This is a genomic window from uncultured Rhodospira sp., assembly GCF_937138205.1.
Lineage (GTDB): Bacteria > Pseudomonadota > Alphaproteobacteria > Rhodospirillales > Rhodospirillaceae > Rhodospira.
Genome location: NZ_CAKZOT010000017.1, coordinates 1 through 23,962, shown reverse-complemented (window position 1 = coordinate 23,962; position 23,962 = coordinate 1). Strand labels below are relative to the sequence as shown.

The window sequence follows — 23,962 nt, the reverse complement described above, 5'->3', positions numbered from 1 at the left end:
TGAGAGACCATGGTCGCGGGATGCGCGGCACTCTAATGTCCGGGCTGGGTCCAGGCTGGCCTATCGGCCCTGCTCTTTAAAGTAGGACAGATTAAATGATTCGCTCAACGGTATCAATTGCCCTGACCGGCAGCGGCGGCGCCGGCGTGATGACGGCTGGCCAGATGCTGCTGGATGCGGCGGCCCAGGCTGGGTACTACGGCCTCATGGGCCGCACCCTCGGCCCCCAGATCCGGGGCGGCGAGTCCGCCGCCATGATCCGGTTGTCGAACCGTCCCGTGCAGGGTCTGGACGATGGCCACGACATCCTGCTGGCCTTCGACTGGGGCAACATCGACCGCTTCATCAAGGAGTTGCCCCTGGTTCCGGGCGGCATCGTCATCGCCGATCCGCACCACGGCCAGGTCCCGGCGGTGATGGATCAGGACCACCACCGGATCGTCAATATCCCCCTGCACGACCTGGCCAAGACCATTCCCGGCGGCCGCGTCAACATGATCGGCCTGGGTCTGATCGCCGAACTGATCGGCCTGGATCACGCTCACCTGCTGGACCGCGTCGCCAAGCAGCTGACCGGCAAGGGCGAACAGGCGCTGGCCGCCAGCAAGGCCGGCCTGGATGCCGGCGCCGAGGCCGCCGCCGGCATCACCGGCCTTGATCCGCTCGCCGAACCGCAACCGCGCACCGGCGACCGCTGGTCCATCACCGGCAACGACGCCGCCGGCCTGGGCGCCATCCAGGGCGGTGTGCGGTTCTGCGCCGCCTATCCGATCACGCCGGCCACCGACATCCTGGAATGGCTGGCCCCCAACCTGCCGCGCGTCGGCGGCAGTCTGGTCCAGTGCGAGGACGAACTGGCCTCGATCAACATGATCATCGGCTCCAGCTTCGGCGGGGTTCCCTCGGTGACCGCCACGTCGGGTCCCGGCCTGGCGCTGATGACCGAGAGCCTGGGCCTCGCCGTGGCCTCCGAAACCCCCGTGGTGGTCATCAACGTCCAGCGCGGCGGCCCCTCCACCGGCATCCCCACCAAGTCGGAGCAGGTCGACCTGAACATCGCCGTCAACGGCCTGCACGGGGACGCCCCGCACGTCGTCACCGCGCCACTGTCCATCGGCGACTGCCTGTTCACGACGCAGTGGAGCGTGCATCTGGCCGAGGCCATGCAGACGGCGGTGATCGTGCTGTCGGACCAGGTCATCGGCCAGTCGCGCGCCATCATCGACAAGCCCGCCGACCTCGCCTTTGTCGGCAAGCGGCTGGTGCCGGAGCGCATCGAGGCGCCTTACCGGCGCTATGCCATCACGGCCGACGGCCTCTCGCCCATGGCACTGCCGGGGCAGGAGGGCGGCATGTACACGGCCGACGGCCTCGAACACAACGAAACCGGCCACCCCTCCACCCAGATCGAGCACCACCAGGAGCAACTCGACAAGCGCCGGCGCAAGGTCGAGGGGTTCGACTACGGCGATCACTGGGGCGTGGTCGAGGGGGACGACGACGCCGATATCGCCGTCGTCACCTGGGGCTCGTCGGCCGAACCGGCGCGCGAGGCCGTGCAGCGCGCCCGCACCCAGGGCTTCAAGGTTCGCCTGGTGGCCGCGCGCCTGATCGCGCCGGTTCCCGTCGCCCGGCTGACGGCGGCGCTGGACGGCGTCTCCCGCGTCCTGGTCGTCGAGCAGAATCACGGCGGCCAGTATTTCCGTCACCTGCGCGCTCACATGGATTTGCCCGGCAAGGTGGAGACGTACCACAGGCCCGGGCCGTTCACACTGCGTCCGCGCGAGATCCTGCAACGGATTCTCGGTCAGTGAGCCGTTACACCAAGACACGTCAGGAAGGGAACGCGCCCCATGGATGCGGTGGCCTCTAAACCCCAGGATTACAAGTCGGAGCTGAAACCGGTCTGGTGCCCGGGCTGTGGTGATTTCTCGGTCCTCGCGGCCATCACCCGCGCGCTGGCCGAACTCGGCCTGGAGCAACGCAATGTGGCCCTGGTCTCCGGCATCGGCTGCTCGTCGCGGCTGCCGGCCTATACGTCGCTCTACGGGTTCCACGCCGTGCACGGCCGCGCCCTGCCGGTGGCCAGCGGCCTGAAGCTGGCGCGGCCCGAGTTGACGGTGCTGGCCGCCGGCGGCGACGGCGACGGGTTCTCGATCGGCGGCAACCACTTCGTCCACGCCTGCCGGCGCAACGTCGACATGACCTATATCATCATGGACAACAGCGTTTACGGCATGACCAAGGGCCAGGCCTCGCCCACCACCGAGGCGGACTGGACCGGCTCCAAGCTGACGCCGGAGGGACCCGGGCTGTCCCCGTTCCGGCCGCTGGAGATGGCCCTGTCGGCCGGGGCGACGTTCATCTCCCGCGCCTTTTCGGGCGACCCGCTGGAGGTGACCCGCCAGATCTGCGCCGGCATCGCGCATGAAGGCTTCTCGTTCATTCACGTGCTCAGCCCCTGCGTGACCTATCGGCCCGAGCAGAAGGGCTGGCGCGAGTTCGTCCACGCCGACTTCACGGAGCCCTACACCGACCGCCGCGAGGCGTTCCTGCGGCTGCTGGACGACGACGGGTTCACCACGGGTATTCTGTACAAGAGCCAGACGCCGCCGTTCCAGACGCGCCCCAAACCCGTCGAACCGGTCTCGGTCCTCGGCGATCAGTTCGCCATCTGACAGCCGCGGCCAAGACCGCTCGCGAAACCGGGAGACGCCGATGGAAACCGTCGAAGAGTTCATCGCGCACGCCATCGCGCTGGAAGAGGACTCGGCCGTGCGCTTCGATGACATGGCCGACGCACTCGACGTGCACAACAACCACGAGGTCAAGGACCTGTTCCTGAAGATGGCGCATTACTCGCGCCTGCATCTGGCCGAGGCCCGCAAGCTGGGTGAAGGGCTGACGCTCCCGGACCTGAAACCGTGGGAGTTCAAGTGGCCCGACGCGGAACCCCCGGAAACCCCGGACCAGGACGCCACCCACTACCTGATGACGCCACACCACGCGCTGGCCATGGCGCTGGACAGCGAAAAGCGCGCCCAGGTCTATTACGCCGGCCTGGCCAATGGGCACGACAACGCCCGCATCCGCGAACTGGCGGCCGAGTTCGCCGAGGAGGAGGCCGAGCACGTGGCCATGCTGGAGGCCATGCTGGCCAAGTACCCGGCCCCGCCGGTCGACTGGGACGAGGACATGGACCCGCCGATCGCGGTCGATTAGGCTGGCCGCGCCCACACCCGGCCGCCCCCCAGACTGCGCGAGGTTCCGTTCATGTCCGCGACCGTCACGCCCCCGCTCGACGGCCCGTCCGTCCCGCCCGCCGCCGGTGGCCAACCCGCGCGGATCGTTGTCCTGCTGCATGGCTACGGCGCCGACGGCAATGACCTGATCGCCCTGGCGCCGGCGCTGGCGGAGCGCTTTCCCGACGCCGCCTTCTTCGCCCCGCACGCGCCCGAACCGTGCGAGGTCATGCCCTTCGGCCGCCAGTGGTTCAGCTTCACCCAGTACGACCCCGATATGTGGCGGCGCGACGCCGCCAATCTGGCGCCCGCGCTGGAGACGATGGCCGCCGGCGCCCAGGGCGCGGTGCCGGGCCTGAATGACTATCTCGACGCCTTGCTGGACAGGCACGGCTTGGAACACGACCAGCTGGCGGTGATCGGTTTTTCGCAAGGCGCCATGATGGCGTTGCATGTCGGCCTGCGGCGCCGGGCACCGGTGGCGGCCCTGATCGGCTTCTCCGGTGCCCTGACGGGGGCCGGGATCCTGCCGGACGACATCAAGGTCCGGCCGCCGGTCACCCTGATCCACGGCGAGGACGACCCTGTCGTGCCCTTCGCCGCCCTGGCCCACGCGGAAACCGCCCTGCGCACGGCCGACGTGCCGGTCGAGACCCACGGCCGCCCCGGCCTGGGACACGCGATCGATCCGGAAGGGTTGACTCTCGCCGTCGCCGCCCTTGAGCGCGTCTGGCCCGCCGGCACCATCGGCTGAGGCGCCGACCCCGCGCTGTCGGACCCGACGTAAACCATTTATTTCCACAAATTTGCCAGGGTAACGTCTACCCTGGGTTCATCGGCCGTGCCCGCAAGGCACACGGGCCAAGTCTCGTGTTCGCCGGCTACAGATCCGAAAACAGGCGTCAGGGCCGTGACTCGCGCGGCCACGGACTGCGTAGACGGGCAAGAAACGGAGCGGATCTCGGAAAAGTCATTATCACGCACACAGAGAGCACCCGGGCATAGAGCCGCGCGTCGGCCAGCCGGCCTGTTGGGAGGCCATTGGCGCGAGGCGTGCCGCGGACCCAAGATGGAGAGTCCTGACGATGTCCATCCAAGCGCGCCTGCTTATCGCCCTCGGCGGCCTTTCGGTCTTGGCGGCCGTGGCGATGGCGATCCTGCTGACGATCCACATGGATCGCCTGACCATCGCCGCCGAAAACCGGCAACTGGCCGATCTGATTGGAAAGTTCCAGAACGATCTTGGGAAAGAGGGCGACAAGGCGCTCTCCCTTGCCTCGCTGGTGGCCCACAACCATGCGGCCGCGACCGCGTTTGCCGCCGGTGACCGCGAGGCCCTGCTGTCGATGTACAGGCCGGCGTTCCAGCATATGCAGGATCGCTTCGCCGTGCGCCAGTTCCAGTTCCACACGCCCCCCGCCACATCGTTCGTTCGCATCCACAAGCCCGAGACGTACGGCGACGACCTGTCAAGCTTCCGCCAGACCGTGGTCGAGAGCAACCAGTCCCGCCAGTCCATTCAGGGCCTGGAACGGGGCGTGGCCGGCCTGGGGCTGCGAGGCGTGACCCCCGTTTCCCATGACGGCACCCATATCGGCACGGTCGAATTCGGCCTGTCGTTCGATGAGACCTTCTTCAACCGGTTCGCCGAGGACTACGGCGTCGGCGTGGCGCTGTACCTGACGCGCGAAACCGGCGGCTATGACGTGTTCGCCACCACGCATGAGGGCACCGAGCACTTGAGCCGCGAGCAGCTCGACGCGGCCCTTGGCGGGCAAACCGTGCGTCAGGAGGTCAAGGACGGAGACGTGAACCTGACGGTGGCGGCACATCCGGTGCAGGACTACGCCGGCCGCAACATCGGCGTGGCGACCATTTCCCTGGATGCGACGCCCTACCATGAGCGCATGACCAATGCCCGCTGGCTGGCCGTGTTCGGCACGCTGGCCGTCGCCGTGGTCGCCCTGATTCTCGGCTTCGTGATCGCGCGCGGCATCGCGGGTCCGATCCGGATCGTCACCCACGCCCTGACACGGCTCGCGGCCCGCGACTACGCCGTCGCCATCCCGGAACCACGCGGACGCAGCGAATGCCAGCGGATGCTTGGAACGCTCCGCGACTTCCGCGACAAGGCCGAGGAGATCGACCGGCTCGACCAGGAACATACCGCGCGCCTGGAGGAGATGCAGGCCGAGCGCAAGGCCCTCGACCAGCAGACCCGCGACAACCTGAGCGGGGTGGTCGCCGCCGCCATCGAGGCCAACGAGGCGATCGTCACCCTGGCGTATATCGTCCGGGACGTGAACGCGGCCAGCCTGGAATCCCAGACAATGGCCTCATCGGTCGAGGAGATGGTGACCTCCATCCGCGAGATCTCGTCCTCGTCCGATGACGCCGCGCATGACGCCGAGGGCGCGCGTGGGGCCGCCGGCGACGGTGTGTCCAGCTCCGGCAAGGCGGTTGAGACCATGGAGGGCATTCACCAGGCCGTGCGCAGCGCGGCCGACCGCGTCGACACCCTGGCCGAGGCCTCGACGCAGATCGGCGAGATCGTGCAACAGATCGAGGACATCGCGGAGCAGACCAACCTGCTGGCCCTGAACGCGACCATCGAAGCCGCGCGCGCCGGAGACGCGGGCAAGGGCTTCGCGGTCGTGGCCAACGAGGTCAAGTCACTGGCCAACCAGACCGCGCGCGCGACCGAGGACATCCGTGGGCGAATCACAACCCTGCGCGACGAAATGGCGACCATCATCGAGGCCATGGAAAGAGGCGCCGAGGCCGTCGACCACGGGCGGGGCGCGGTGACGGATCTCGGCTCGCAGCTCGAAACCATCGCCGGCAGCGTCAACAATGTCACCGCCAAGATGCGCGACATTGCCGCCATCCTGACGCAACAGACGCAGGCCGCCAACGAGGTCTCCCAAGGCATTGGCGCCATCGCCGACCTGTCCCAGGAGAACACGAAGAAGGTCAATGACGCGCTGAAGTCCATGGATTCCGCCACCGAAATGCTGAACAAGCAGGTCGGCTTGCTGGCGCAGGAACAATCATCGCTTGTTCTGGTCGAGGTGGCCAAGAACGATCACGTGGCCTTCAAGAAGCGCGTCGTGGACGCGGTGCTCGGACGCGCCGCGTGGAAGGAACACGAGATACCCGACCATACGATGTGCCGCCTGGGCAAGTGGTATCAGTCGGTCAAGGACCCTACCCTGCGCAACCATCCCGCCTTCCGCACCCTGGATGGACCGCACGCCGAGGTCCACCGGCTCGGCAAGGAGGCCGTGCGCAAGGCGGCGGCCGGCCAGTTGGATGCGGCCTTCACCGACCTGGAGGCCCTGAGCGAGGTCAGCCACGACGTGGTCGACAGACTGACGGACCTGTCCCGGGCCGTCGAGGAGGTGGAGCGGATGCATAGGGCGGACGGCCATGCGGATGGCCATGCAGCGACGCGGCCCTGAGCAAGGCCCCGGTGGTGACCCCGCCGGCCTGTGCCCCTTGTGCGGGCGGCCCATGGTCGCCGGTCCCAGCGTGGAGCGGCATCACTGGGTCCCCCGCACGCTCGGCGGGCGGGAGTCGGCGCTGCTCCACCGCGTCTGTCACCGCATGATCCACCGACTGTTCGATCACGCCACCCTCGCCCGCGAGATGAACACGCCCGAGGCCTTGCGCGCCCACCCCGACATGGCTCGGTTCCTGGCCTGGGTCAGGAAACAACCGCCCGCGTTCGTGGCCCGCACGGAAGCCCCGGGCCGGTATGGCCGCAAGGCCCGTCGCAACACGCGGTGACCGTGCCCCGCAACATCGTTGCGTCGACGGGGTATCCGGTTCTTGGGCTGGAATGGCGACACGCCGCCGTCGCCCACACCGGCAGTTGAACACTCCGCGCCGGTATCGTGATCACAGCGACGAAACGGTGGCGGGGTCAGCACCGCGTCCTTCAGGGCACGCCCATTCGTTCCGCCCGGGGACGGTCCGGAATATCGACCCGTTTGCCCCGTGGGATAAGCCGGTCCTGATCATACATCGGCAATTGGCAGAGATCGCCGGGTCGAATGTGGCCATCGCTGCATTCTACGTCGAGCGCCGTTCCCGGCCCCAACGCTGGATCGTCCAAGCGCGCGATCGCCACACCGCACTGCTGAAAGGGGGACCAGGCCGTCGAGCAGACGCGGCCCACCGGCGTTCCATCCTGGCTCAGCGCCCTACCGAGCCGTGCGACACCGTCCGGCACGCGCAACCCCCAGGTGCGCGACCGTGTATCGGCGTGGAGCAAGGCCGCCTTGCCGATGAACTCCGGCTTTTCCAGGTCCACCATGGCACCGAGGCCGGCCGCGAACGGCGTCACCGTTTCGTCGAAGTCGGAGCCGGCGTTGAGCAGTCCCGCCTCGATCCGGCGCGCACCGCCCACCGCCACGGGGGTCATCCCAAACGGCTTGCCGGCGTCGAGGATACGCTCGCCCACGGCCCGCACATCGACGTCGGGCGGAAGATAGACCTCCCACCCAAGTTCGTTCGTGAAGCCGGTCCGGGTGATGACGACCTCCTGCCCGGCGATCCGAACCCGGACGGCATCGAAGTAGCGGAAGGGGTCGGGATAGGGGCCGTCCACCGAGGCCTCCAGGACCCTCAGCGAATCCGGACCCTGGACCTGACTGATCCAGACGTCCGGGTCGGTGACCGCGACGTCCATGCCGCGCGCGTTCGCCTTCAGCCATTGCGACAGGTCACCATCAGCCTGCCCGTACCAGAATCGATCCTCGGCCAGGCGAACAAGAACGCCGTCCATGATCATGCCGCCGTCGTCGGAGCAGGCGATCTGATAGCTGCACCGGCCAACCCGGACCTTGGCGATGTCGCGGGTGAACACCAGGGTCAGCAGTCTTTCCGCGTCCGGCCCGCGAACCTCGATGGGCAATTCGCCCGTGTGACGCAGGATGACCTGACAGCGTAGCTTCCAATACGCCTCCTCAGCCGACCCGCTGGTCATGCTCATGGCGGTCAGGCGCCGATTGTAGATCGTATATCGTGGATCGTAGGGAAGCTCCTGGTAGACGAGCGGGTGCGGCGCCAGGGCTCGCGCGAATTCGGTTGGGTTGCCCCCGTTTTCGGCCGGCACCGGCAAGACAGCGAAGTGAACGGGGTGCTGGCCATCTGACATGGGTGCATCCGATTGTTCGTGTGAGAGAAAGGGACAAGACGCGGCGATCGTAACCCCCGGGGGCGCTGGACCGTCAATGCCCACACGAAGGGCACACCTGGGCAGAGCGGCCCGGCAGGTCCGCGTCCGCCAGCCGGGATCCGTCCTGGAACACGTGCGTGGCGTCGGCGGCCCAGGCAAGGCCGGTCCTGTCTCCCGCCCGAATGGTGGCGTCGGGGCCGAGCCGGGCCACCACCGGTTCGGCGAGGCCCACGTCCACATGCCATAGCACAGACTCCCCTAGGTGCTCGACCAATTGCACGGTTCCGGCGAGATGCCCGGCCTCGGGCGGACACGCCGTCATCGCCTCCGGGCGCACGCCGACCTCGACCGCCGAGCCCGGCGCCAGCGTCACCGCCGGCAGCGGAATCCGCCCGCCGCCTCCCAACGGCACCGCCGTTCCGTCCTCCGCCACCACGGCCGGCAGCAGGTTCATGGGCGGCGTTCCCAGAAAGCGGGCGACAAAGGGCGTGGCCGGCCGCGTGTAAAGATCCAACGGTGGCCCGGCCTGCACCACACGGCCGGCCTCCATCAGCACCATGACATCGGCCAGGGTCATGGCCTCGGTCTGGTCGTGGGTGACGTGCACCATGGTCGTCCCCAGGCGGCGGTGCAGCGCCGCCAGTTCGCGCCGCACCGACAGCCGCAGGCCGGCGTCCAGATTGGACAACGGCTCGTCCAGCAGCAGCACCGCCGGATCACGCACCACGGCGCGGCCGATGGCCACCCGCTGTCGCTGCCCGCCCGACAGCGCCGCCGGGCGGCGATCGAGCAGGTCCTCCAGGTGCAACATGCAGGCGGCCTCGCGCACGCGGGCGGTGATGGTGGCCTTGTCGCGGCGGCCGTCGCGCAGGCGCAGGCCGAACGCCATGTTCTCGAACACCGTCATGTGCGGATAGAGGGCATAGGACTGGAACACCATGGCGACGTCGCGCCGTTTGGGCGGCAGGCCGGTCACGTCCGTGCCGCCGATGTGGATCGTGCCCGCCGTGGCGTCCTCCAGCCCAGCCAGCAGGCGCAGCAGGGTCGACTTGCCACAGCCGGATCGGCCGACGATCACCGCGTAGGCCCCGTCCGGCAGCGACAGAGTCACTCCGTCCAGCGCGGTGACCGCGCCGAAACGCTTGACCAGTCCGTCGATCTCGACCCCCGCCATCCGTCCTCCCCTATCCCTTCACCGCGCCGGCGGTCAGGCCGGAGACGATCCAGCGCTGGAACACCAGCACCAGAACCACCATCGGCACGGTGACGATGACCGAGGCCGCCATGATGCGCCCCCACGGCAGTTCGTGGGCGCTGGCCCCGGAGATCAGGGCAATGGCCACCGGCACGGTGCGCGTCTCGGCCGTCAGGGTGAAGGTGAGCGCGAACAGGAACTCGTTCCAGGCGACGATGAAGGCCAGCAGCCCGGTGCTCACCAGCGCCGGCCACAACACCGGCAGGAACACCCGGCCGATGATGGTCAGCGGGCCGGCGCCGTCCATGATCGCCGCTTCCTCCAGGTCCTTGGGGATCTGGCGCACGAAGGTGGTCAGCATCCACACCGTGAACGGCAGGGTCAGCATCAGATAGCTCAGCCCCAGGCCGGGCAGGCTGTTGTACAGGCCGAGCGAGCGGATCAGCAGGAACATGCCCGACAGCACGGCCACCTGCGGGAACATGGACACCGACAGCACGGTCCCCAACAACAGCCCGCGCCCCCGGAACTCGACCCGTGCCAAGGCATACGCGGCCGTCACCGCCAGGGCCAACGACAGCACCACCACGCCCCCGGCCACCAGGATCGAGTTCAGGATGTTGCGCGCGAACGGCTGCTCGGCGAACACGGCGGCGTAGTTGGCCACGGTGGGTGCATCGGGCCACAGGCCGGGGGTGAATAGGGCGCTGCCCGTCTCCAGGCTCGTCACCACCGCGTACCCCAGCGGCCCGATGGACACCGCCACGATCAACACCACGGCCAGCGCGAAGGCGATGCGCGCGATCATGGCCCAGCCTCTCGCCCGCGCAGGCGCCCGGCGGTCAGGATCAGCGCCGCCGCCAGGGCGATGATCAGGAACACCAGCGTCGCCGCCGCCGAGCCGGTGCCGGCGGACTGGAAGTCAATCAACTCGCGCCGGGCATAAACCGACATGGTCATGGTCGCCGGGCTGTTGGCGGTCAGCACGTACACGAGATCAAACACCCGCAGGGCATCCAGCGTGCGAAAGACGATGGCCACCACCAGCGCCGGACGGATCAGCGGCAGCGTCACGCGGAAGAACACGCGAACCGGATGGATGCCGTCCACGCGCGCCGCCTCGTAGATGTCGCGCGGCAGCATCTCCAGCGCCGCCAGCACCAGCAGCGCCATGAACGGCGTCGTCTTCCAGACGTCCACGCCGATCACCGCGACCATCGACAACAGCGGATCGGCGGTCCAGGCCAGCGGCGCGTCGATCAGGCCCATTCCTTCCAGGGCCGCGTTCACCACCCCGAACTGGTCGTTGAGCATCCAGGCCCACATCTTGGCCGAGACCACGGTGGGAATGGCCCACGGCACCAGCACCGCCGCCCGCACCCAGGCGCGGCCGGGGAACCGTTGATGCAGCACTAGCGCCACCAGAACGCCCAGCACCGTTTCCAGGCTCACCGAGGCGACCGTGAAGACCAGCGTGTTGCCGACCGACCGCCACCATTGCGGATCGGCGAGCACGCCGAACGCCTGTCCGCCAAAGACGGCGTAGTAGTTCTCCCAGCCGATGAACGCCGCGTCGCCAGCGCCGGCCAGAGAGGCGTCCGTGAATCCCAGCCAGATCGTCCGCCCCAGCGGCCACGCCGCCACGCACAGCAGCACCAGGGCCATGGGCGCAATCAACGCCCAGGCCTCCCGCACCCGGCGGCGGGCAAGGGGTGTCGCTGTGGCCCGCCTCACCACCCGCCGCGCTTGATCCGCTGCAGGCGGGCGGTGATGGCCGTCACGCCCGCGCCGCCATCCATGCGGCCGCTCAGGACCTCGTGCACGCCGTTGAAGAAGGCCGTGCTGACCTGATTGTAGCGCGCGCCGGTGACCGTCGACGGCCGCGCCACGGCGGCATCCAGAACCTCGCGCATGTCGGCCAGGAACGGCACCGCCTCCAGCACCTCTGGATCCTCGTACAGCGCTGGGCGAGACGGATTGAACGATCCGGCGATGGCCCGGCGTTTCTGCTCGGCGGCGCTGGTCAGGTGACGCACCAGATCAATGGCCGCGTCGATGTGCCCAGAGTGTTTCGAGACGGCCAGTTGCGCCCCGCCCAGCGTGGCCGCCGGCGCGCCTTCGGGTCCGGCCGGCAGCGCCGTCACGCCCACCTTGCCCTTGACCGGGCTGCCCTCAGCCTGCGCCAGCGCCCAGGCATAGGGCCAGTTGCGCATGAACACGGCCTGCCCCGACTGGAACAGCCCCCGCGCCTCCTCCTCGGCATAGTTCAGAACGCCCGGCGGCGAGATGGTGCCGACCCACCCGGCGGCGCGGTCGAGCGCGGTGGCGGCGTCCGGCGTGTCGAGGGTGATCGTCCCGTCCGGCGCCACGATGGTGCCGCCGCCGTGGCTGGCGACCCATTCCAGCGCGTTGCACGTCAGGCCCTCGTAGGCGCGGCCCTGCCAGACGTAGCCCCACAGGTCGTTCGTCCCCTCCGCCCGCTCGGCGTCCTGGATGGCGGTGGCGGTCTCGGTCAGCTCGGCCCAGGTGGTGGGCACGGCACGGCCGTGTGTCTCCAGCAGGTCGGCGCGGTAGTACAGCATCCCGGCGTCGATGAACCAGGGCATGGCCACCAGCCGGCCGTCGAGTGTGTTGTTCTCGATCAGAACGGGCAGGTGATCCTGGGCCTCGGCGCCCAGCGCGGGACCGAGGTCCACCAAGTGCTCGGCCAGCAGGCCCGGCCAGACCACATCAATCTGCAGCACGTCGATGTCGTCGGCGCCGGCCGACAGAAGCTGTTGGTACAGCCCCAGGCGCTCCGTGGCCGAGTTGGGGATGGCCACCAGTTCGACAGTGTGGCCGCTCTGCTCGGCCCAGGCGCGAGCGCCGTCCTCGCACAGAGTGCGTTGCTCGCCGAGCGCGCTACAGGCGATGCGCAACGTCTCGGCATGGACGGGCGCAGCTGCCAGTCCGGTCAGGAGTGTCAAAGCGCCGGCCAGCAGCACCCGGCCGACCCGAGCAAATGCTATCACGGACATGGGTCCCTCCCCTTTCCATCGTTGGCGCAACCCGCAGGCACGCGGTCACGATGATAGGCCGACAACCCGGACAAGGCCACGCACACGGCGCACGGCCGTTTTTTTTCTCTCGTCGCCCGCATCGCTTTGTCGCGGGGTGCCGAGCGAAAACAGTCGACGCTGGCGCCGGAGCCTTCACCGCGACCGGATGGAGCCGCCCAAACGGGCCCAATCCCCGGCAGGTCCGCCCGCGACGCCGGGATGGGGAATCGAAGCGGGTGCGGGCAAGGGGTGTCCGGGGCGGCCTGATCGTTCGCGAACAGAATCGCCTGCCCAACCATGCCGCTGATCGACAGGGGCACGCACGCCGATCGGCGCCAGCGCCTGGTGCCACCGCACACTTCGGACACCGACTAAGCATTCTGAACTGGCGCCGACGCCGCGCCCATAAAAACCCACGCCGCACTTGCGGTCATCGAGCAAGTCGTTCGACTGAAATGATAAATTATCTCCGGGCCAAGCCAGATCCACCTGTCAATATCCCTTACGCAAATTGCACCCATCCGAAATCTATCATAATCAGATGTATCTTCTTTTTTCGGGAACGAGTTGCCAGTTGACAGGGTTTAACTAAAGAAACACAGTTTGTTTTGTGGCCGTCACGAACCGCCGTCGCACGAGCCGCGCCTCCCCAGATCAACCCAGCAGCGGATTGGAGCCATAGACATAACCAGATCCCTCCCACCCGCCGCCAGGCTCTGCGCACGCTTGGATTTGGCACCCTGGCCGCGACCACCGTCGCCGGCGCCGCGCGAGCCCAGATCACCGAACCCATCAGGCCCGACATGCCGGGCCAACCGGGAACGCCCGGTCCCATCGGGCCTGAGGGCCCAGAGCTGCGAACGCGGCTCAATATTCCTCGCCAACTCACCGTACCCGAAGGGGCGCTTGACCTTAAACTGGCTGACCGGCGCGCACTTGAAGTCATCGACCCAGTGGGACTCCGACTGCCGCCCGACACCCCAATCACCGACATGGGTTTGACCCGCGCTGCGGTGAGTTCCCTGACGCCGGCGGCCCGCAACCTGACCAAGGGAGACCTGCAGGCCATGGCCGACGGCCGTGTCACGCGAAAGGCGGCGGGGTTGACCGTGGCCGACATCCAGTCAGTCCGGGTGGCCTTCGGGTCGGGGTATGACGCGGGCGCCTCTCCGGTGGCGGCCGTCTCGTGCTGCTGCTGTACGCCCTGCTGCTGCGCGGCCGCCTGACCCCTCCCTATCCAACGAACCAGGCCAGGTCGCCTGGCGACTGTTCTGCCGTGCGGCCGGTCTCGTCTCCGCCCGGCGAACGGCCAGCCATGGCGGCTTGGCCAATTTTCCTGTTGTGAGGCCTGCATGGGCGTCCGTGTCCTTCTGATCTGGCCGAATTCCCGCAACGAAGTGTTGGGCTGGGGCGACCTCGGGGCCATCGCCGAGCCCCTGGCTTTGGAATACCTGGCCGCCGCCCTCGGACAGGCCGGGCATGAGGCCCACATCCTCGACCTTCGCCTGCACCCTGACTCGCTGACAGAGACGGTCGCGGCATTCGATCCGCACCTTGTGGGTGTCACTGCATTCAGTATGCATGTCAGGCGCGCGCGCGAGATTGCCGCCGAGGTGAAGCGCCTGCACCCCGCCGTGCGCACCATCGTGGGGGGGCATCACGCGACCTTTCTACCCGAGGACTTCTTCACGCCGACCATTGACTACGTGGTCAGCGGCGAAGGCACCACCCTGATCACGTCGGTTGCCGATGCCCTTGACCGGGGCAACGCGGTGCCGGATCCCGCCCCCGGCCTGTACCAACGGGAGGAGGGCGCTGACGGATCGGCTGACGGCGCGACGGACCGCCTTTGGGCGCCCTTCGATGGGTTCGGCCGCAACAAGGTTGGCGAACAGGCGTTTCGCCAGTTGCCTCGGCCGGATCGCACCCTGACGGCCGCCGACCGGCATCGCTACTTCATTGACGCGATGAAGCCGATCGCCCTGATGCGCACCACAAGCGGCTGCCCCTATCGCTGCACCTTCTGCTCGATCTGGCGGGCGATGGACGGCCACTACTACATCCAAGACACCGACGCGGTCGTCGAAGAGCTGGCGAGCCTTGAGGAGGACAACGTCTTCCTCGTCGACGACGAGGCCTTCATCAACGGCAAACGCATGATTGCCTTGGCCGAGGCGATCCAGCGCGCCGGCATTCGCAAGTCCTATTTCACCTACTGCCGCATCGACACGCTCCTGCGTAACCGCGAGGCCATCGCGGCTTGGCGCGACATTGGGCTACGCCGGCTGTTCGTCGGAATCGACGCGATATCGGCCAAGGATCTGAACGAATACCGCAAGAATTGCGACATCGCCCAGGTGGAACAAGGGCTGGCGATGGCCCGCGAGCTGGACATCGAGATCTTCGCCCAGTTCGTTGTCAACACCGACTATACAAAGTCGGACTTCAAGGCGCTAGTTCGTTTCATCGAGCACAATCGAATCGACTACCCGAGCTTCACGGTCCTGACCCCGCTGCCGGGTACGGAACTCCTGACCGATGACTGCGTTATATACAGAGGGGAGGACGGGCGGCCCAACTGGGATCTATTCGACTGCCAGAACGCGGTCACGGAAACCCGTCTGAAGGCCGACGCATTCCGCCACGAATACAGGAACCTCTATCGGGTGTTCAAGGGAGCCTACACCCAGTATCGCGAGCACAACGTGATCGTCCAGGAACTCAGTGCCGCCGATGCCCTCGCCACCGGGCATCCAACCAGCGCGATGAGAGCCGGTCGGGGAAATTTGGACAGGGCGGTAAGTGGATCTCCTTCCTGATATCGGCGACGATGCCGAGACAGGAGGACATGTTATGGTGAGACGACCGCGCCGGAATCACGCTCCGGCTTTCAAGGCGAAGGTGGCCCTTGCGGCCATCAAGGGCGAGAAGACGCTGGCCGAGCTGGCGCAGCAGTTCGACGTCCACCCGAACCAGATCACGGCATGGCGGGCCCAGCTTCTGGAGGGCGCGACGGGGGTGTTCGGCGACCCGGCGCCGAACGACAACACCCCGGCCGTGGACATCAAGGAGCTGCACGCGAAGATCGGCCAGTTGACGTTGGAACGGGATTTTTTGTCGGATGCGCTCGGCAAGGCCGGTGTGCCGAGCGCAAAGCGATGATGGACTGGGCGCACGCGCTGCCCCTGAAGCGCCAGGCCGAGATGCTGGGGGTCAGCCGGAGCGGCCTGTACTACCGGCCCCGTCCGGTGTCGGACGCAGACTTGGCGCTGATGCACCGGATTGACGCGCTGCACCTGGAGCATCCCTTCGCCGGCAGCCGGATGCTGCGGGACATGCTGCACGAGGACGGCTTCGTGGTCGGGCGTGACAAGGTCAGGACGCTGATGCGTCGGATGGGGATCGAGGCGATCTATCGCCGGCCGAACACGTCGAAGCCGGCGCCGGGGCACATGGTCTTTCCGTACCTGCTGCGCAACCGACCGATCACACGACCCAACGAGGTCTGGGCGATGGACATCACCTATATTCGGATGGCCAGGGGCTTTGTTTATCTGGCTGTGGTTCTGGACTGGGCGACCCGCCGCGTTCTGGCCTGGCGGCTGTCCATCACCCTGACGGCGGACTTCTGCATCGAGGTGCTCGAAGAGGCCCTGGCGCGCTTCGGCAAGCCGTTGATTTTCAATACCGACCAGGGCAGCCAGTTCACGTCCGAGGCCTTCATTGGGGTGCTGCTGGCGCACCGGATCGAGATCAGCATGGATGGCAAGGGCGCCTGGCGGGACAATGTCTTCGTCGAGCGCCTGTGGCGAACCATCAAGTATGAGGAGGTCTACATGAAGGCTTACGATAATGTTCCGGAGGCCAGGGCGTCGCTCGGCCACTATCTGGACTTCTACAACAGCCGCCGGCCGCACTCTTCCCTGGGCGGCCGGACGCCGGACGCGGCCTATGGGGCGACGATCCCGGAGGCCATGGCCGCATGACCATCACCGCCGCCCCTGGGGCCCCTGCAGGGAGGGCGGAGCCCGACCGGAAGGGGCCCCAGGGGCGGTTTACCCACGGCAAGGGGTCCACTTAAAATCCGCCAAACGCTGTCTCGACGACTCCGACCACCTCACTCGGATAGGCAGGGAGTCCATCCGGGGATCATCGGTCGCTCCGATTTTCAGGCTACGTCCTGGCACGCCTGAGTGGTCCGCACATTTGATGTCGTTTGGTAGCTATTTCGTAGCTGAGCGGGGATTTGGGTGGTTTTGGGCGCATTAAAAAAGCCCGCCATCTCATTGAGACAACGGGCTTTTTTGTGGTTGCGGGGATACGCGATGAACTTGTCCTTGTTCCGCAGGACAAGTTGGTTGCGGGAGTGCGCAACCGACTTGTCCTGCTCTCTTGCGCAACGGACGTTGTCGCCGAGTGGCAGGACAAGGTAAGGCTCTCAAATAGCACAACAAATAAGAGAGGTTCTGCGCGTGGTGGCCGTCCGGGGACGGCACGATGGCAGGCGAACACAAACGGTACAGATACCCGCCCCCCTTCTCGCTGCGGCTGACGTTCGAGGAACGCTCACGGCTGGAACGCGAGGCGGGGGATATGCCGCTCGGTGCGTTCATCCGGGAACGCCTGTTCGACGGCACGGTGCCCCCGCGCCGGACGCGGGGCAAGCGCCCGGTGAAGGATCACGCGGTGCTCGCCCGTTTGCTGGGTGAACTCGGCCGCTCCCACCTGGCCAGCAACCTGAACCAGCTTGCCCGCGCTTCGAACTCGGGCTCGCTCCCCGTGACGGCGGAGACGGAACAAGCCCTCGCCGACGCCTGCACGGATGTCCGCGAGATCCGTGACACGTTGCTCATCGCCCTCGGCCTGCACGGGGATGCCGGACCCGGGGAGCCGGCGCCATGATCCTCAAGGGCAATCAGCGGGGCGGCGCCCGCCAACTGGCCGCGCATCTGCTAAAAGCCGAAAACGAACATGTCGAGGTGCATGAGCTGCGCGGCTTCATGGCGGATGATCTGACCGGCGCGTTTCGGGAGTTCGAGGCCGTCGCGCGGGGCACGCGGTGCAGGCAACCCCTGTTTTCCGTCTCCCTCAATCCGCCGCCGAACGAGCGGGTGCCGGTCGAGGTGTTCGAGGACGCCGTTGCCCGTCTCGAAGCAAAGCTGGGATTGGAGGGGCAACCCCGCGCCCTGGTCTTCCACGAAAAGGAAGGCCGGCGCCACGCGCATTGCGTCTGGTCGCGGATCGACACCGAGACCATGACGGCAATCAACCTGCCGCACACTAAGCGCAAGATGCGCGACATCTCAAAGGCGCTGTTTCTGGAACAGGGCTGGACACTCCCGCGCGGCCTGATGGACAGCAAGGAGCGCGACCCGTTCAACTTCACCCGGGCGGAATGGCAACAGACCCGCCGTGCGGGAACGGACCCGCGCGCGCTCAAGGCGATGTTCGCCGAATGCTGGGCTGCCACGCGCGATGGCCCGGCCCTCTCGGAAGCCTTGAAGGCGCGGGGATACACTCTGGCGCGCGGGGACCGGCGCGGCGTGGTCGCGGTGGACTTTCGGGGCGAAGCCTACGCCCTGGCCCGGTACGCGGGCGTGAAAACGAGGGACGTCAAGGCGCGCCTGGGCGACGGCAGGGATCTGCCGCCGATCGCGGACGTGCGCGCACGGATCGCGGAACAGATGGCGACCAGCCTGCGAACCTTCATCGCCGACGCGGAAAAGGCGATGACGAAGCGTTCGGCGGAACTCGCCTTCCGGAAGGCCGAGATGGTCCAGCGACACCGGCAGGAACGCCGCCGGCTCGATGAGGGCCAGGCCGAACGCTGGCAACGGGAGACGGCCGCCCGAGCCGCGCGCCTGCCGCGTGGTTTCAAGGGGATCTGGCACCGCGTTACGAGCGAGTACGCGCGAGTGCGCCGGCTCAACGAAGCCGAAACCTACAGGGCCATGCAGCGTGACCGCGACCAGCGCCAGGATCTCATCGACCAGCAGCAGGGGGAACGCGCGGGCCTCCAGCAGGACATCGCCAGGGTCCGCCGCGACCACGTCCGCGATCTGGAGCGCCTGCACCGCGACGTCGCGCACTACCAGCACATGGGAACCGGACAGGACCGGCAAGAACCCACTCCAACCCGCGCCCCGGCGCGCGATCGGACACCACAACAGGCCGACGAGCGAACGCTCGACCTTTGAACGCCACAGGAAAGGTCAACGTCATGCACCGTTTCACAATTGAAATCGCGCTCTCCGAAGAGCGCTATGCCGCCTTCCGCGAAGCCACGGAGGATCCCAACGGAAACAGCCTGACAACGGAAGAAGAGCGAATGAACGCCGCGCTTCTCCAGGCGCTTAATGAAGGTATTGACTTTGAAATCGCCTTGCACCGGCAATCCATGTACGATCCGGAGGATGATATTCCGTTTTAGACTCGCCCCGCCCGGTCCCGGCCTGAAAGGCACCGGACCGCCGTGCTCGGGGCCGTCAAGGACAAGGCCCGCGCCCGCGCGGGCTGGCCTGCCGGCCATCCTTGACCGCCCCTGCGCGCGGCGGAACTCCGGGCCTCATGGCCGGGACGGAGGAATGGCCCCTATTGGCGCGAACAAAGGAATATGATGGCGGGAAAGACACCACCTTGTTTTGAAAGCGCCCGATTTCCATGGTTCTGAGCCATGAAAAGTCACCAATTTCACAACAGTTTAAGCGGCCTCAAAAGCGGACATAGGCGGACCCGTCCGGACGCTGGCGGACATCCTAGTTCTATGATATACATAGACTATGGACCACAACAAACCGGACATCGAAGCGGACAAAGAACCGGTCGGGCCGGCGGATCGCGGGGAGAGCACGGGGCTCATGGAGCCGCTGGTGCTGTCCGAGAGCGCCCGGCGCCGGGGTGAAATCGGAGACTTGGCGCTTGATCTTGCGACCCGGTCCACGGGCCTGCGCCGGAGCCTGCCGCCCGGGATCGTCACGGCGCTGGCCGATCTGGTCCGCGCGATGAACTGCTATTACAGCAACCTGATCGAAGGGCACGATACGCACCCGGTCGATATCGAGCGCGCCTTGCGAGGCGATTACAGCGCCGACCCGGAAAAGCGCAACCTCCAACTGGAAGCCGAAGCCCATATCGCGGTCCAGCGCTGGATCGACGAGGGCGGCCTGGACGGCCGCGCCCTGACCGGTGAGGGCATCCGGGACGTGCATGCCCGGTTCTGTGAACGGCTCCCCGAAGCCCTGTTGTGGGTGGTTGATCCGGATGGGCGGAACAAGGCGCCGGTCGTTCCGGGAGAGCTGCGCACCCGCGATATACAGGTGGGCCGGCATGTCGCGGTCAGCCCCGGCGCCGTGCCGCGCTTTCTGGAGCGCTTCGAACAGGCGCACCGCATGCTTGGCCGCACGGACAAGATTCTCGCCGCCGCAAGCGCGCATCACCGGCTGCTCTGGATTCACCCTTTCATGGACGGCAACGGCCGCGTGGCGCGGCTCATGTCCTATGCGGTCTTGCGGGAAGCGCTGGATACGGGCGGGTTGTGGTCCGTCGCACGGGGTCTGGCGCGCAACGAGGCGGACTACAAGCGCCATCTGGCCGCCTGCGACATGCCCCGGCGCAACGATCTGGACGGGCGCGGGCATTTGAGCGAGGAAGCGCTGGCCGACTTCACGGACTTCTTCCTCCGGGTCTGTCTCGACCAGGTCGATTTCATGGAAAGCCTGATGCAGCCCGAACGGCTGCGCGACCGGATCGGCCTGTGGGCGGAAGAGGAAATCCGCGCCGGCACGCTGCCCGCCCATGCCGATACGATCCTCTATGCCGTGTTGTACCGGGGGGAACTGGCCCGTGCGGAAGTCCCGCGTATCCTGGGCACGGGTGCGCGTCAGGCCCGGCGGGTCACCGCCGCACTCACCGAACACGGCGTCCTGAGCGCGGAGACCTCGCGCGCGCCGCTGCGCATCGCGTTCCCGGCCAAGCTGGCCCATCGGTGGATGCCCGGCCTGTTCCCGGAAAAGCGCGACTGAATTTCCTTTATTCCCTTTTTAAAAAAGGGGTTGAGACATCAACCCCTGCCCCTCTGGCGAAGAGGCGGGGTAGCAAGCGCAAGGAGGCTCCGAACGCCTTCTGACACTCCATTTAAGACCAAGGCGTTTGGATGCCTTGCGCGCGCGAGGGCCGCAGGCCCTTAGCCCTTTATCGTTTTTGATCTTTTTCGTTTTTCCTTTTTGTCGTCGGTTCGGGCCGCTCCGGGCGGCGCGGCTGCGCATCGCCATTGTCCTCCCGCACTTCTGTCGCGAATTCCGCCCCGACCATCGGACGCCTTTCATCCGGCAATGATGCTGTGGGGATGCCTGAAAGGCTCCGGTGGTCGGGGCCTCGCGAACAGAAGGGAGGACATCATGGCGATCCTCATCACGCCCGCGACGCTGGCGACCCTTCGGACCGACGAGGTGCAAGGGCTCTATACACGGATCTTCAACGATCTGGTGCGCAGCGCGCCGGGCACGCCCGAACGCCGGACGGCTCTGGCCTCGCTCGAAAACATCGAGCGGTTCCTGGCGTCCCGGTCTCCGGGGCCGTAGGCCCCGGCCCGGCGGGCACGGCGTCAGCCGCGCCCGCCTCCTGGTGTGCCAGGCATGGCACGAACCTTGGAGGTGAAAGTCCTCTGTGGGCCTTGGTCCTGGATCCGTCACCGGGTTGTGGGTGGATCAGGGTTTTGTGAGCGATAACAGGGAGGTATCGCGGATTTTGAGCGGCTGATTTTTTACAGGGTGTTTTTGGCGGTTTCGCTCAGCCAGGTCAGTGCGCCCTTGGTCGAGGTCCATGTCTCCCCGCTGGAGAGGACGTAGAGGATGGCCTCTTCTTTCGATCCCAGGGCGTAGTGGGGCGGCGGCTGTTTCGGCAGATGTTTCTCGCCGAGCAGGTAGGCCGGCACATGGGGGTTTTTCTTGATGGCCGCGGCCAGGGCCTTGGTCGCCCCCGACGTGGCCCCGCCCTGTTTGTATTTCAGCAGGGCATCCGTGTAGCTCCACTCGGCGAAGTCCGGCTCCTCGTAGTCATCAAGCAACGCGCGGGTGGCCTCGAACAGGTTCAGGTGCAGCAGTTTCGGCGCCAGCACATGGCGGATGCCCATGTTGTCGTTCGGGCACAGCCGCAGTATGTCGCGCCAGTGGGCGACGGCCTCGTCGCGGTCGCCCATCTCCCAGAGACAGTCCGCCAGGGCCGCCCGGGCGCGCATGTAGGGGCGCGTTTCCAGGATCCCCCAGAAGTTCCCCTCCTCCTCCTCGAACGCCTCCTCCCCCAGGGTCCGCCGCACGGCCTGCTCCCCGGCGGCCACGGCCTTTTCAAGAACCGCGCGCTTTTCGATGATGCCCTTTGCCTCATCCTCGGCCAGCAGCAGCCAGGCATCGGCGCACAGCTCCGAGATCCCGAGCGCCTGTTTGGCCAGGGCGATCCGGTCCCGTTTCGTCGCGCCCTCCCAGGCGTCGTACATGATGTCCTGCGCCGCGTGGAGCGGATCGGCCTCCGCCTCGCCCAGGAGATCGTCGGCCAGCAGGCTCCTCTGCAGGGTGGCCATCATCTTTTCCATGACCACCCGCGGGGGCAGGTCGTCGGGAAGGCCGGCCATGGGCGCATCCCCTTTCCGGCTCTTCCGTTTGACCGGCTTTGGGGCCTTGCTGCCGTCCTTGCGGCGATGCTTGCTGACGGGCACGCGCACGCTCTCCTCTGGTTGGACCACACCGGAGAGCATAGCAAAACAGCGTCGCCCGGGCCCCCCTTTTTTCCTCGCCCAAGCCCCCTTGGCTCTCTATAATATCGTTGAGAGTCAAATAGATAGACGGATAACCCCATGCTCTTTTCCGCGTTCGGCAAGCGGTCGGTCATCGCCGCCTTCGACGGCGGCGAGATCACCTCGGACGCCAGCGGCCTGCTGTTGCGGGAGGCCGCGACGCGCCTGGATCTGTTCCCCCGCATGGCCGCCTGTTTCGAGGACCGCCGGGACCCGGGTCGGGTCCGCCATCCGCTGGCCGACCTGCTGGCTCAACGTGTGACCGGCATCGCGCTGGGGTACGAGGACCTCACCGATCACGACAGCCTGCGCCACGATCCCCTGCTGAAGCTCCTGGGCGAGGCGAACTCCTCCGGGCGCGACAAGCCGGCTGCCCTGGCCGGAAGTTCCACCCTGGGACGCGTCGAGCGGAGCTTCGAGGACAGCGACCGGCGCTATCACAAGATCACCGCCCAGCCGAACCGGCTCCAGGACCTGTACGTCGACCTGTTCACCGAGAGTCACGATACCCCACCCGAGCGGATCACCCTGGACCTCGACGCCACCGACGTGGAGACCCACGGCCATCAGATCGGCGGCTTTTTCAACGGCTACTACGAACACCGCTGCTTCCTGCCGCTGTATATTTACTGCGGCCCGCATCTCCTGTTGGCCAAGCTGCGCCACGGCAACGTCGACGGCGCCAAGGGCGCGAAGGCGGCGATCAAACGCATCGTCGGCCGGATCCGGAAGGTCTGGCCCACGGTCCAGATCCTGGTGCGCGGCGATTCCGGGTTCGCCCGCCCGAACCTGATGACGTGGTGCGAGGCCAACGGCGTCGACTACATCTTCGGCCTCGCCCGCAACGACGTCCTGCTGCACAAGGCCCGCAAGGTCCGCTCCAGAGCCGCCGTGGATTTCATGGCGACCGGCCAGACCGCCCTGGCCTTCGGCCATTTCACCCATATGACCCGCTCGAAGAGCTGGACACGGCCACGCCATGTGATCGTCAAGGTCCTGCACCGCGCCGAACGTGAGCAGCGCTGCCGCTTCCTCGTCACCTCGCTGGACTGGGACTCCCCGCGGGTGGCCGAGGCCCTGCGCGAGGCCCGGGACGCCCACGAACAAAACGACCAGACCCCGCCCCGCGACCTGATGTCGCGCGTGATCTACGAGGCCATCTACTGCCCGCGCGGCGACATGGAGAACCGGATCAAGGAGTGCCAGCTGGACCTGTTCGGCCACCGCGCCTCCGCCCATGCCTTCAAGGCCAACCAGACCCGGTTGATCCTGGCCGGCTTCGCCTATGTGCTGATGACCCAGCTGCGCCTGCGCGCCCTGAAGGGCACCGAGCTGGCCAAGGCCGCGCCCGGCACCATCCGCCAGAAGCTCCTCAAGATCGGCGCCCGGATCATCACGTCGGTGCGGCGGATCAAGATTTCCATGCCCGACGCCTGCCCCACCCAGGGAATGTTCTTCACCGCATCGGAACGTGTCAACGACTTTGAGACAGTCGGATTGGGAGATTAAGCTCTGTTG

At 67.0% G+C, this 23,962-nt stretch carries 21 protein-coding genes; 15 read left to right on the top strand and 6 right to left on the bottom strand.

Annotated features, from left to right (window positions below):
* The first annotated feature begins 95 nt into the window (after nucleotides 1-95).
* The 6 genes from Q0309_RS02115 (at nucleotide 96) to Q0309_RS02090 (ending at nucleotide 7,031) form a co-directional block, all read left to right on the top strand.
* A complete protein-coding gene (locus tag Q0309_RS02115) occupies nucleotides 96-1,814 on the top strand; it encodes a 2-oxoacid:acceptor oxidoreductase subunit alpha (RefSeq protein ID WP_299436957.1) in 1,719 nt (572 codons plus the stop codon).
* 39 nt (nucleotides 1,815-1,853) lie between these two features.
* On the top strand, nucleotides 1,854-2,678 hold the full coding sequence (locus Q0309_RS02110) for a 2-oxoacid:ferredoxin oxidoreductase subunit beta (protein WP_299436955.1): 825 nt from the start codon (nucleotides 1,854-1,856) through the stop codon (nucleotides 2,676-2,678).
* A gap of 40 nt (nucleotides 2,679-2,718) precedes the next feature.
* Nucleotides 2,719-3,222 carry a ferritin family protein gene (locus tag Q0309_RS02105; RefSeq protein WP_299436953.1) on the top strand — a complete coding sequence of 168 codons (504 nt, stop codon included), beginning with the start codon at nucleotides 2,719-2,721 and terminating at the stop codon, nucleotides 3,220-3,222.
* Nucleotides 3,223-3,273: 51 nt separating this feature from the next.
* On the top strand, nucleotides 3,274-3,996 hold the full coding sequence (locus Q0309_RS02100; protein WP_299436951.1) for an alpha/beta fold hydrolase: 723 nt from the start codon (nucleotides 3,274-3,276) through the stop codon (nucleotides 3,994-3,996).
* 331 nt (nucleotides 3,997-4,327) lie between these two features.
* A complete protein-coding gene (locus Q0309_RS02095) occupies nucleotides 4,328-6,703 on the top strand; it encodes a cache domain-containing protein (protein ID WP_299436949.1) in 2,376 nt (791 codons plus the stop codon).
* Nucleotides 6,704-6,755: 52 nt separating this feature from the next.
* Complete coding sequence (locus Q0309_RS02090) at nucleotides 6,756-7,031, top strand: HNH endonuclease (protein WP_299436947.1); 276 nt, start codon at nucleotides 6,756-6,758, stop codon at nucleotides 7,029-7,031.
* Nucleotides 7,032-7,182: 151 nt separating this feature from the next.
* Here Q0309_RS02090 and Q0309_RS02085 read toward each other — a convergent pair whose 3' ends face one another.
* From Q0309_RS02085 to Q0309_RS02065, 5 genes are all read right to left on the bottom strand, one after another.
* Nucleotides 7,183-8,403 (bottom strand): aminomethyltransferase family protein, encoded by a 1,221-nt coding sequence (locus Q0309_RS02085; RefSeq protein WP_299436945.1) that lies wholly within the window; start codon nucleotides 8,401-8,403, stop codon nucleotides 7,183-7,185.
* 73 nt (nucleotides 8,404-8,476) lie between these two features.
* Nucleotides 8,477-9,598: an ABC transporter ATP-binding protein gene (locus Q0309_RS02080; protein WP_299436943.1), complete on the bottom strand. Its 1,122-nt coding sequence runs from the start codon at nucleotides 9,596-9,598 to the stop codon at nucleotides 8,477-8,479.
* Between the two features lie 10 nt (nucleotides 9,599-9,608).
* A complete protein-coding gene (locus Q0309_RS02075; protein ID WP_299436941.1) occupies nucleotides 9,609-10,427 on the bottom strand; it encodes a carbohydrate ABC transporter permease in 819 nt (272 codons plus the stop codon).
* Nucleotides 10,424-11,296, bottom strand: a complete 873-nt coding sequence (locus Q0309_RS02070; protein ID WP_366940544.1) for a sugar ABC transporter permease — start codon at nucleotides 11,294-11,296, stop codon at nucleotides 10,424-10,426. The genes Q0309_RS02075 and Q0309_RS02070 overlap by 4 nt, the downstream gene beginning before the upstream one ends.
* A gap of 53 nt (nucleotides 11,297-11,349) precedes the next feature.
* Entirely contained in the window at nucleotides 11,350-12,636 is a 1,287-nt protein-coding gene (locus Q0309_RS02065; RefSeq protein WP_299436939.1) for an ABC transporter substrate-binding protein, read from the bottom strand.
* Nucleotides 12,637-13,655: 1,019 nt separating this feature from the next.
* Here Q0309_RS02065 and Q0309_RS02060 point away from each other — a divergent pair.
* The 8 genes from Q0309_RS02060 (at nucleotide 13,656) to Q0309_RS02025 (ending at nucleotide 21,236) form a co-directional block, all read left to right on the top strand.
* Nucleotides 13,656-13,883 carry a hypothetical protein gene (locus Q0309_RS02060; RefSeq protein WP_299436937.1) on the top strand — a complete coding sequence of 76 codons (228 nt, stop codon included), beginning with the start codon at nucleotides 13,656-13,658 and terminating at the stop codon, nucleotides 13,881-13,883.
* Nucleotides 13,884-14,009: 126 nt separating this feature from the next.
* A complete protein-coding gene (locus Q0309_RS02055) occupies nucleotides 14,010-15,476 on the top strand; it encodes a radical SAM protein (RefSeq protein ID WP_299436934.1) in 1,467 nt (488 codons plus the stop codon).
* Nucleotides 15,477-15,510: 34 nt separating this feature from the next.
* Nucleotides 15,511-16,643 (top strand): IS3 family transposase gene (locus tag Q0309_RS02050; protein ID WP_299436932.1). Its coding sequence is split into 2 segments (ribosomal slippage): nucleotides 15,511-15,781 and nucleotides 15,781-16,643, totalling 1,134 coding nucleotides; the frame shifts between segments, so codons are not numbered across the junction.
* 511 nt (nucleotides 16,644-17,154) lie between these two features.
* Nucleotides 17,155-17,559, top strand: coding sequence for a hypothetical protein (locus tag Q0309_RS02045; RefSeq protein WP_299436930.1), 405 nt, complete (start codon nucleotides 17,155-17,157; stop codon nucleotides 17,557-17,559).
* Entirely contained in the window at nucleotides 17,556-18,854 is a 1,299-nt protein-coding gene (locus Q0309_RS02040; RefSeq protein WP_299436928.1) for a relaxase/mobilization nuclease domain-containing protein, read from the top strand. The genes Q0309_RS02045 and Q0309_RS02040 overlap by 4 nt, the downstream gene beginning before the upstream one ends.
* 23 nt (nucleotides 18,855-18,877) lie before the next feature.
* Complete coding sequence (locus Q0309_RS02035; RefSeq protein WP_299436926.1) at nucleotides 18,878-19,087, top strand: hypothetical protein; 210 nt, start codon at nucleotides 18,878-18,880, stop codon at nucleotides 19,085-19,087.
* Nucleotides 19,088-19,514: 427 nt separating this feature from the next.
* Nucleotides 19,515-20,678, top strand: a complete 1,164-nt coding sequence (locus tag Q0309_RS02030; protein ID WP_299436923.1) for a Fic family protein — start codon at nucleotides 19,515-19,517, stop codon at nucleotides 20,676-20,678.
* A 375-nt stretch (nucleotides 20,679-21,053) separates the two neighbouring features.
* Nucleotides 21,054-21,236: a hypothetical protein gene (locus tag Q0309_RS02025; protein WP_299436921.1), complete on the top strand. Its 183-nt coding sequence runs from the start codon at nucleotides 21,054-21,056 to the stop codon at nucleotides 21,234-21,236.
* Between the two features lie 182 nt (nucleotides 21,237-21,418).
* Here Q0309_RS02025 and Q0309_RS02020 read toward each other — a convergent pair whose 3' ends face one another.
* On the bottom strand, nucleotides 21,419-22,366 hold the full coding sequence (locus Q0309_RS02020) for a hypothetical protein (protein WP_299436919.1): 948 nt from the start codon (nucleotides 22,364-22,366) through the stop codon (nucleotides 21,419-21,421).
* A 138-nt stretch (nucleotides 22,367-22,504) separates the two neighbouring features.
* Between Q0309_RS02020 and Q0309_RS02015 the strand changes: the two genes are divergently transcribed.
* Complete coding sequence (locus Q0309_RS02015) at nucleotides 22,505-23,953, top strand: IS1380 family transposase (protein ID WP_299436916.1); 1,449 nt, start codon at nucleotides 22,505-22,507, stop codon at nucleotides 23,951-23,953.
* Nucleotides 23,954-23,962: the final 9 nt, after the last annotated feature.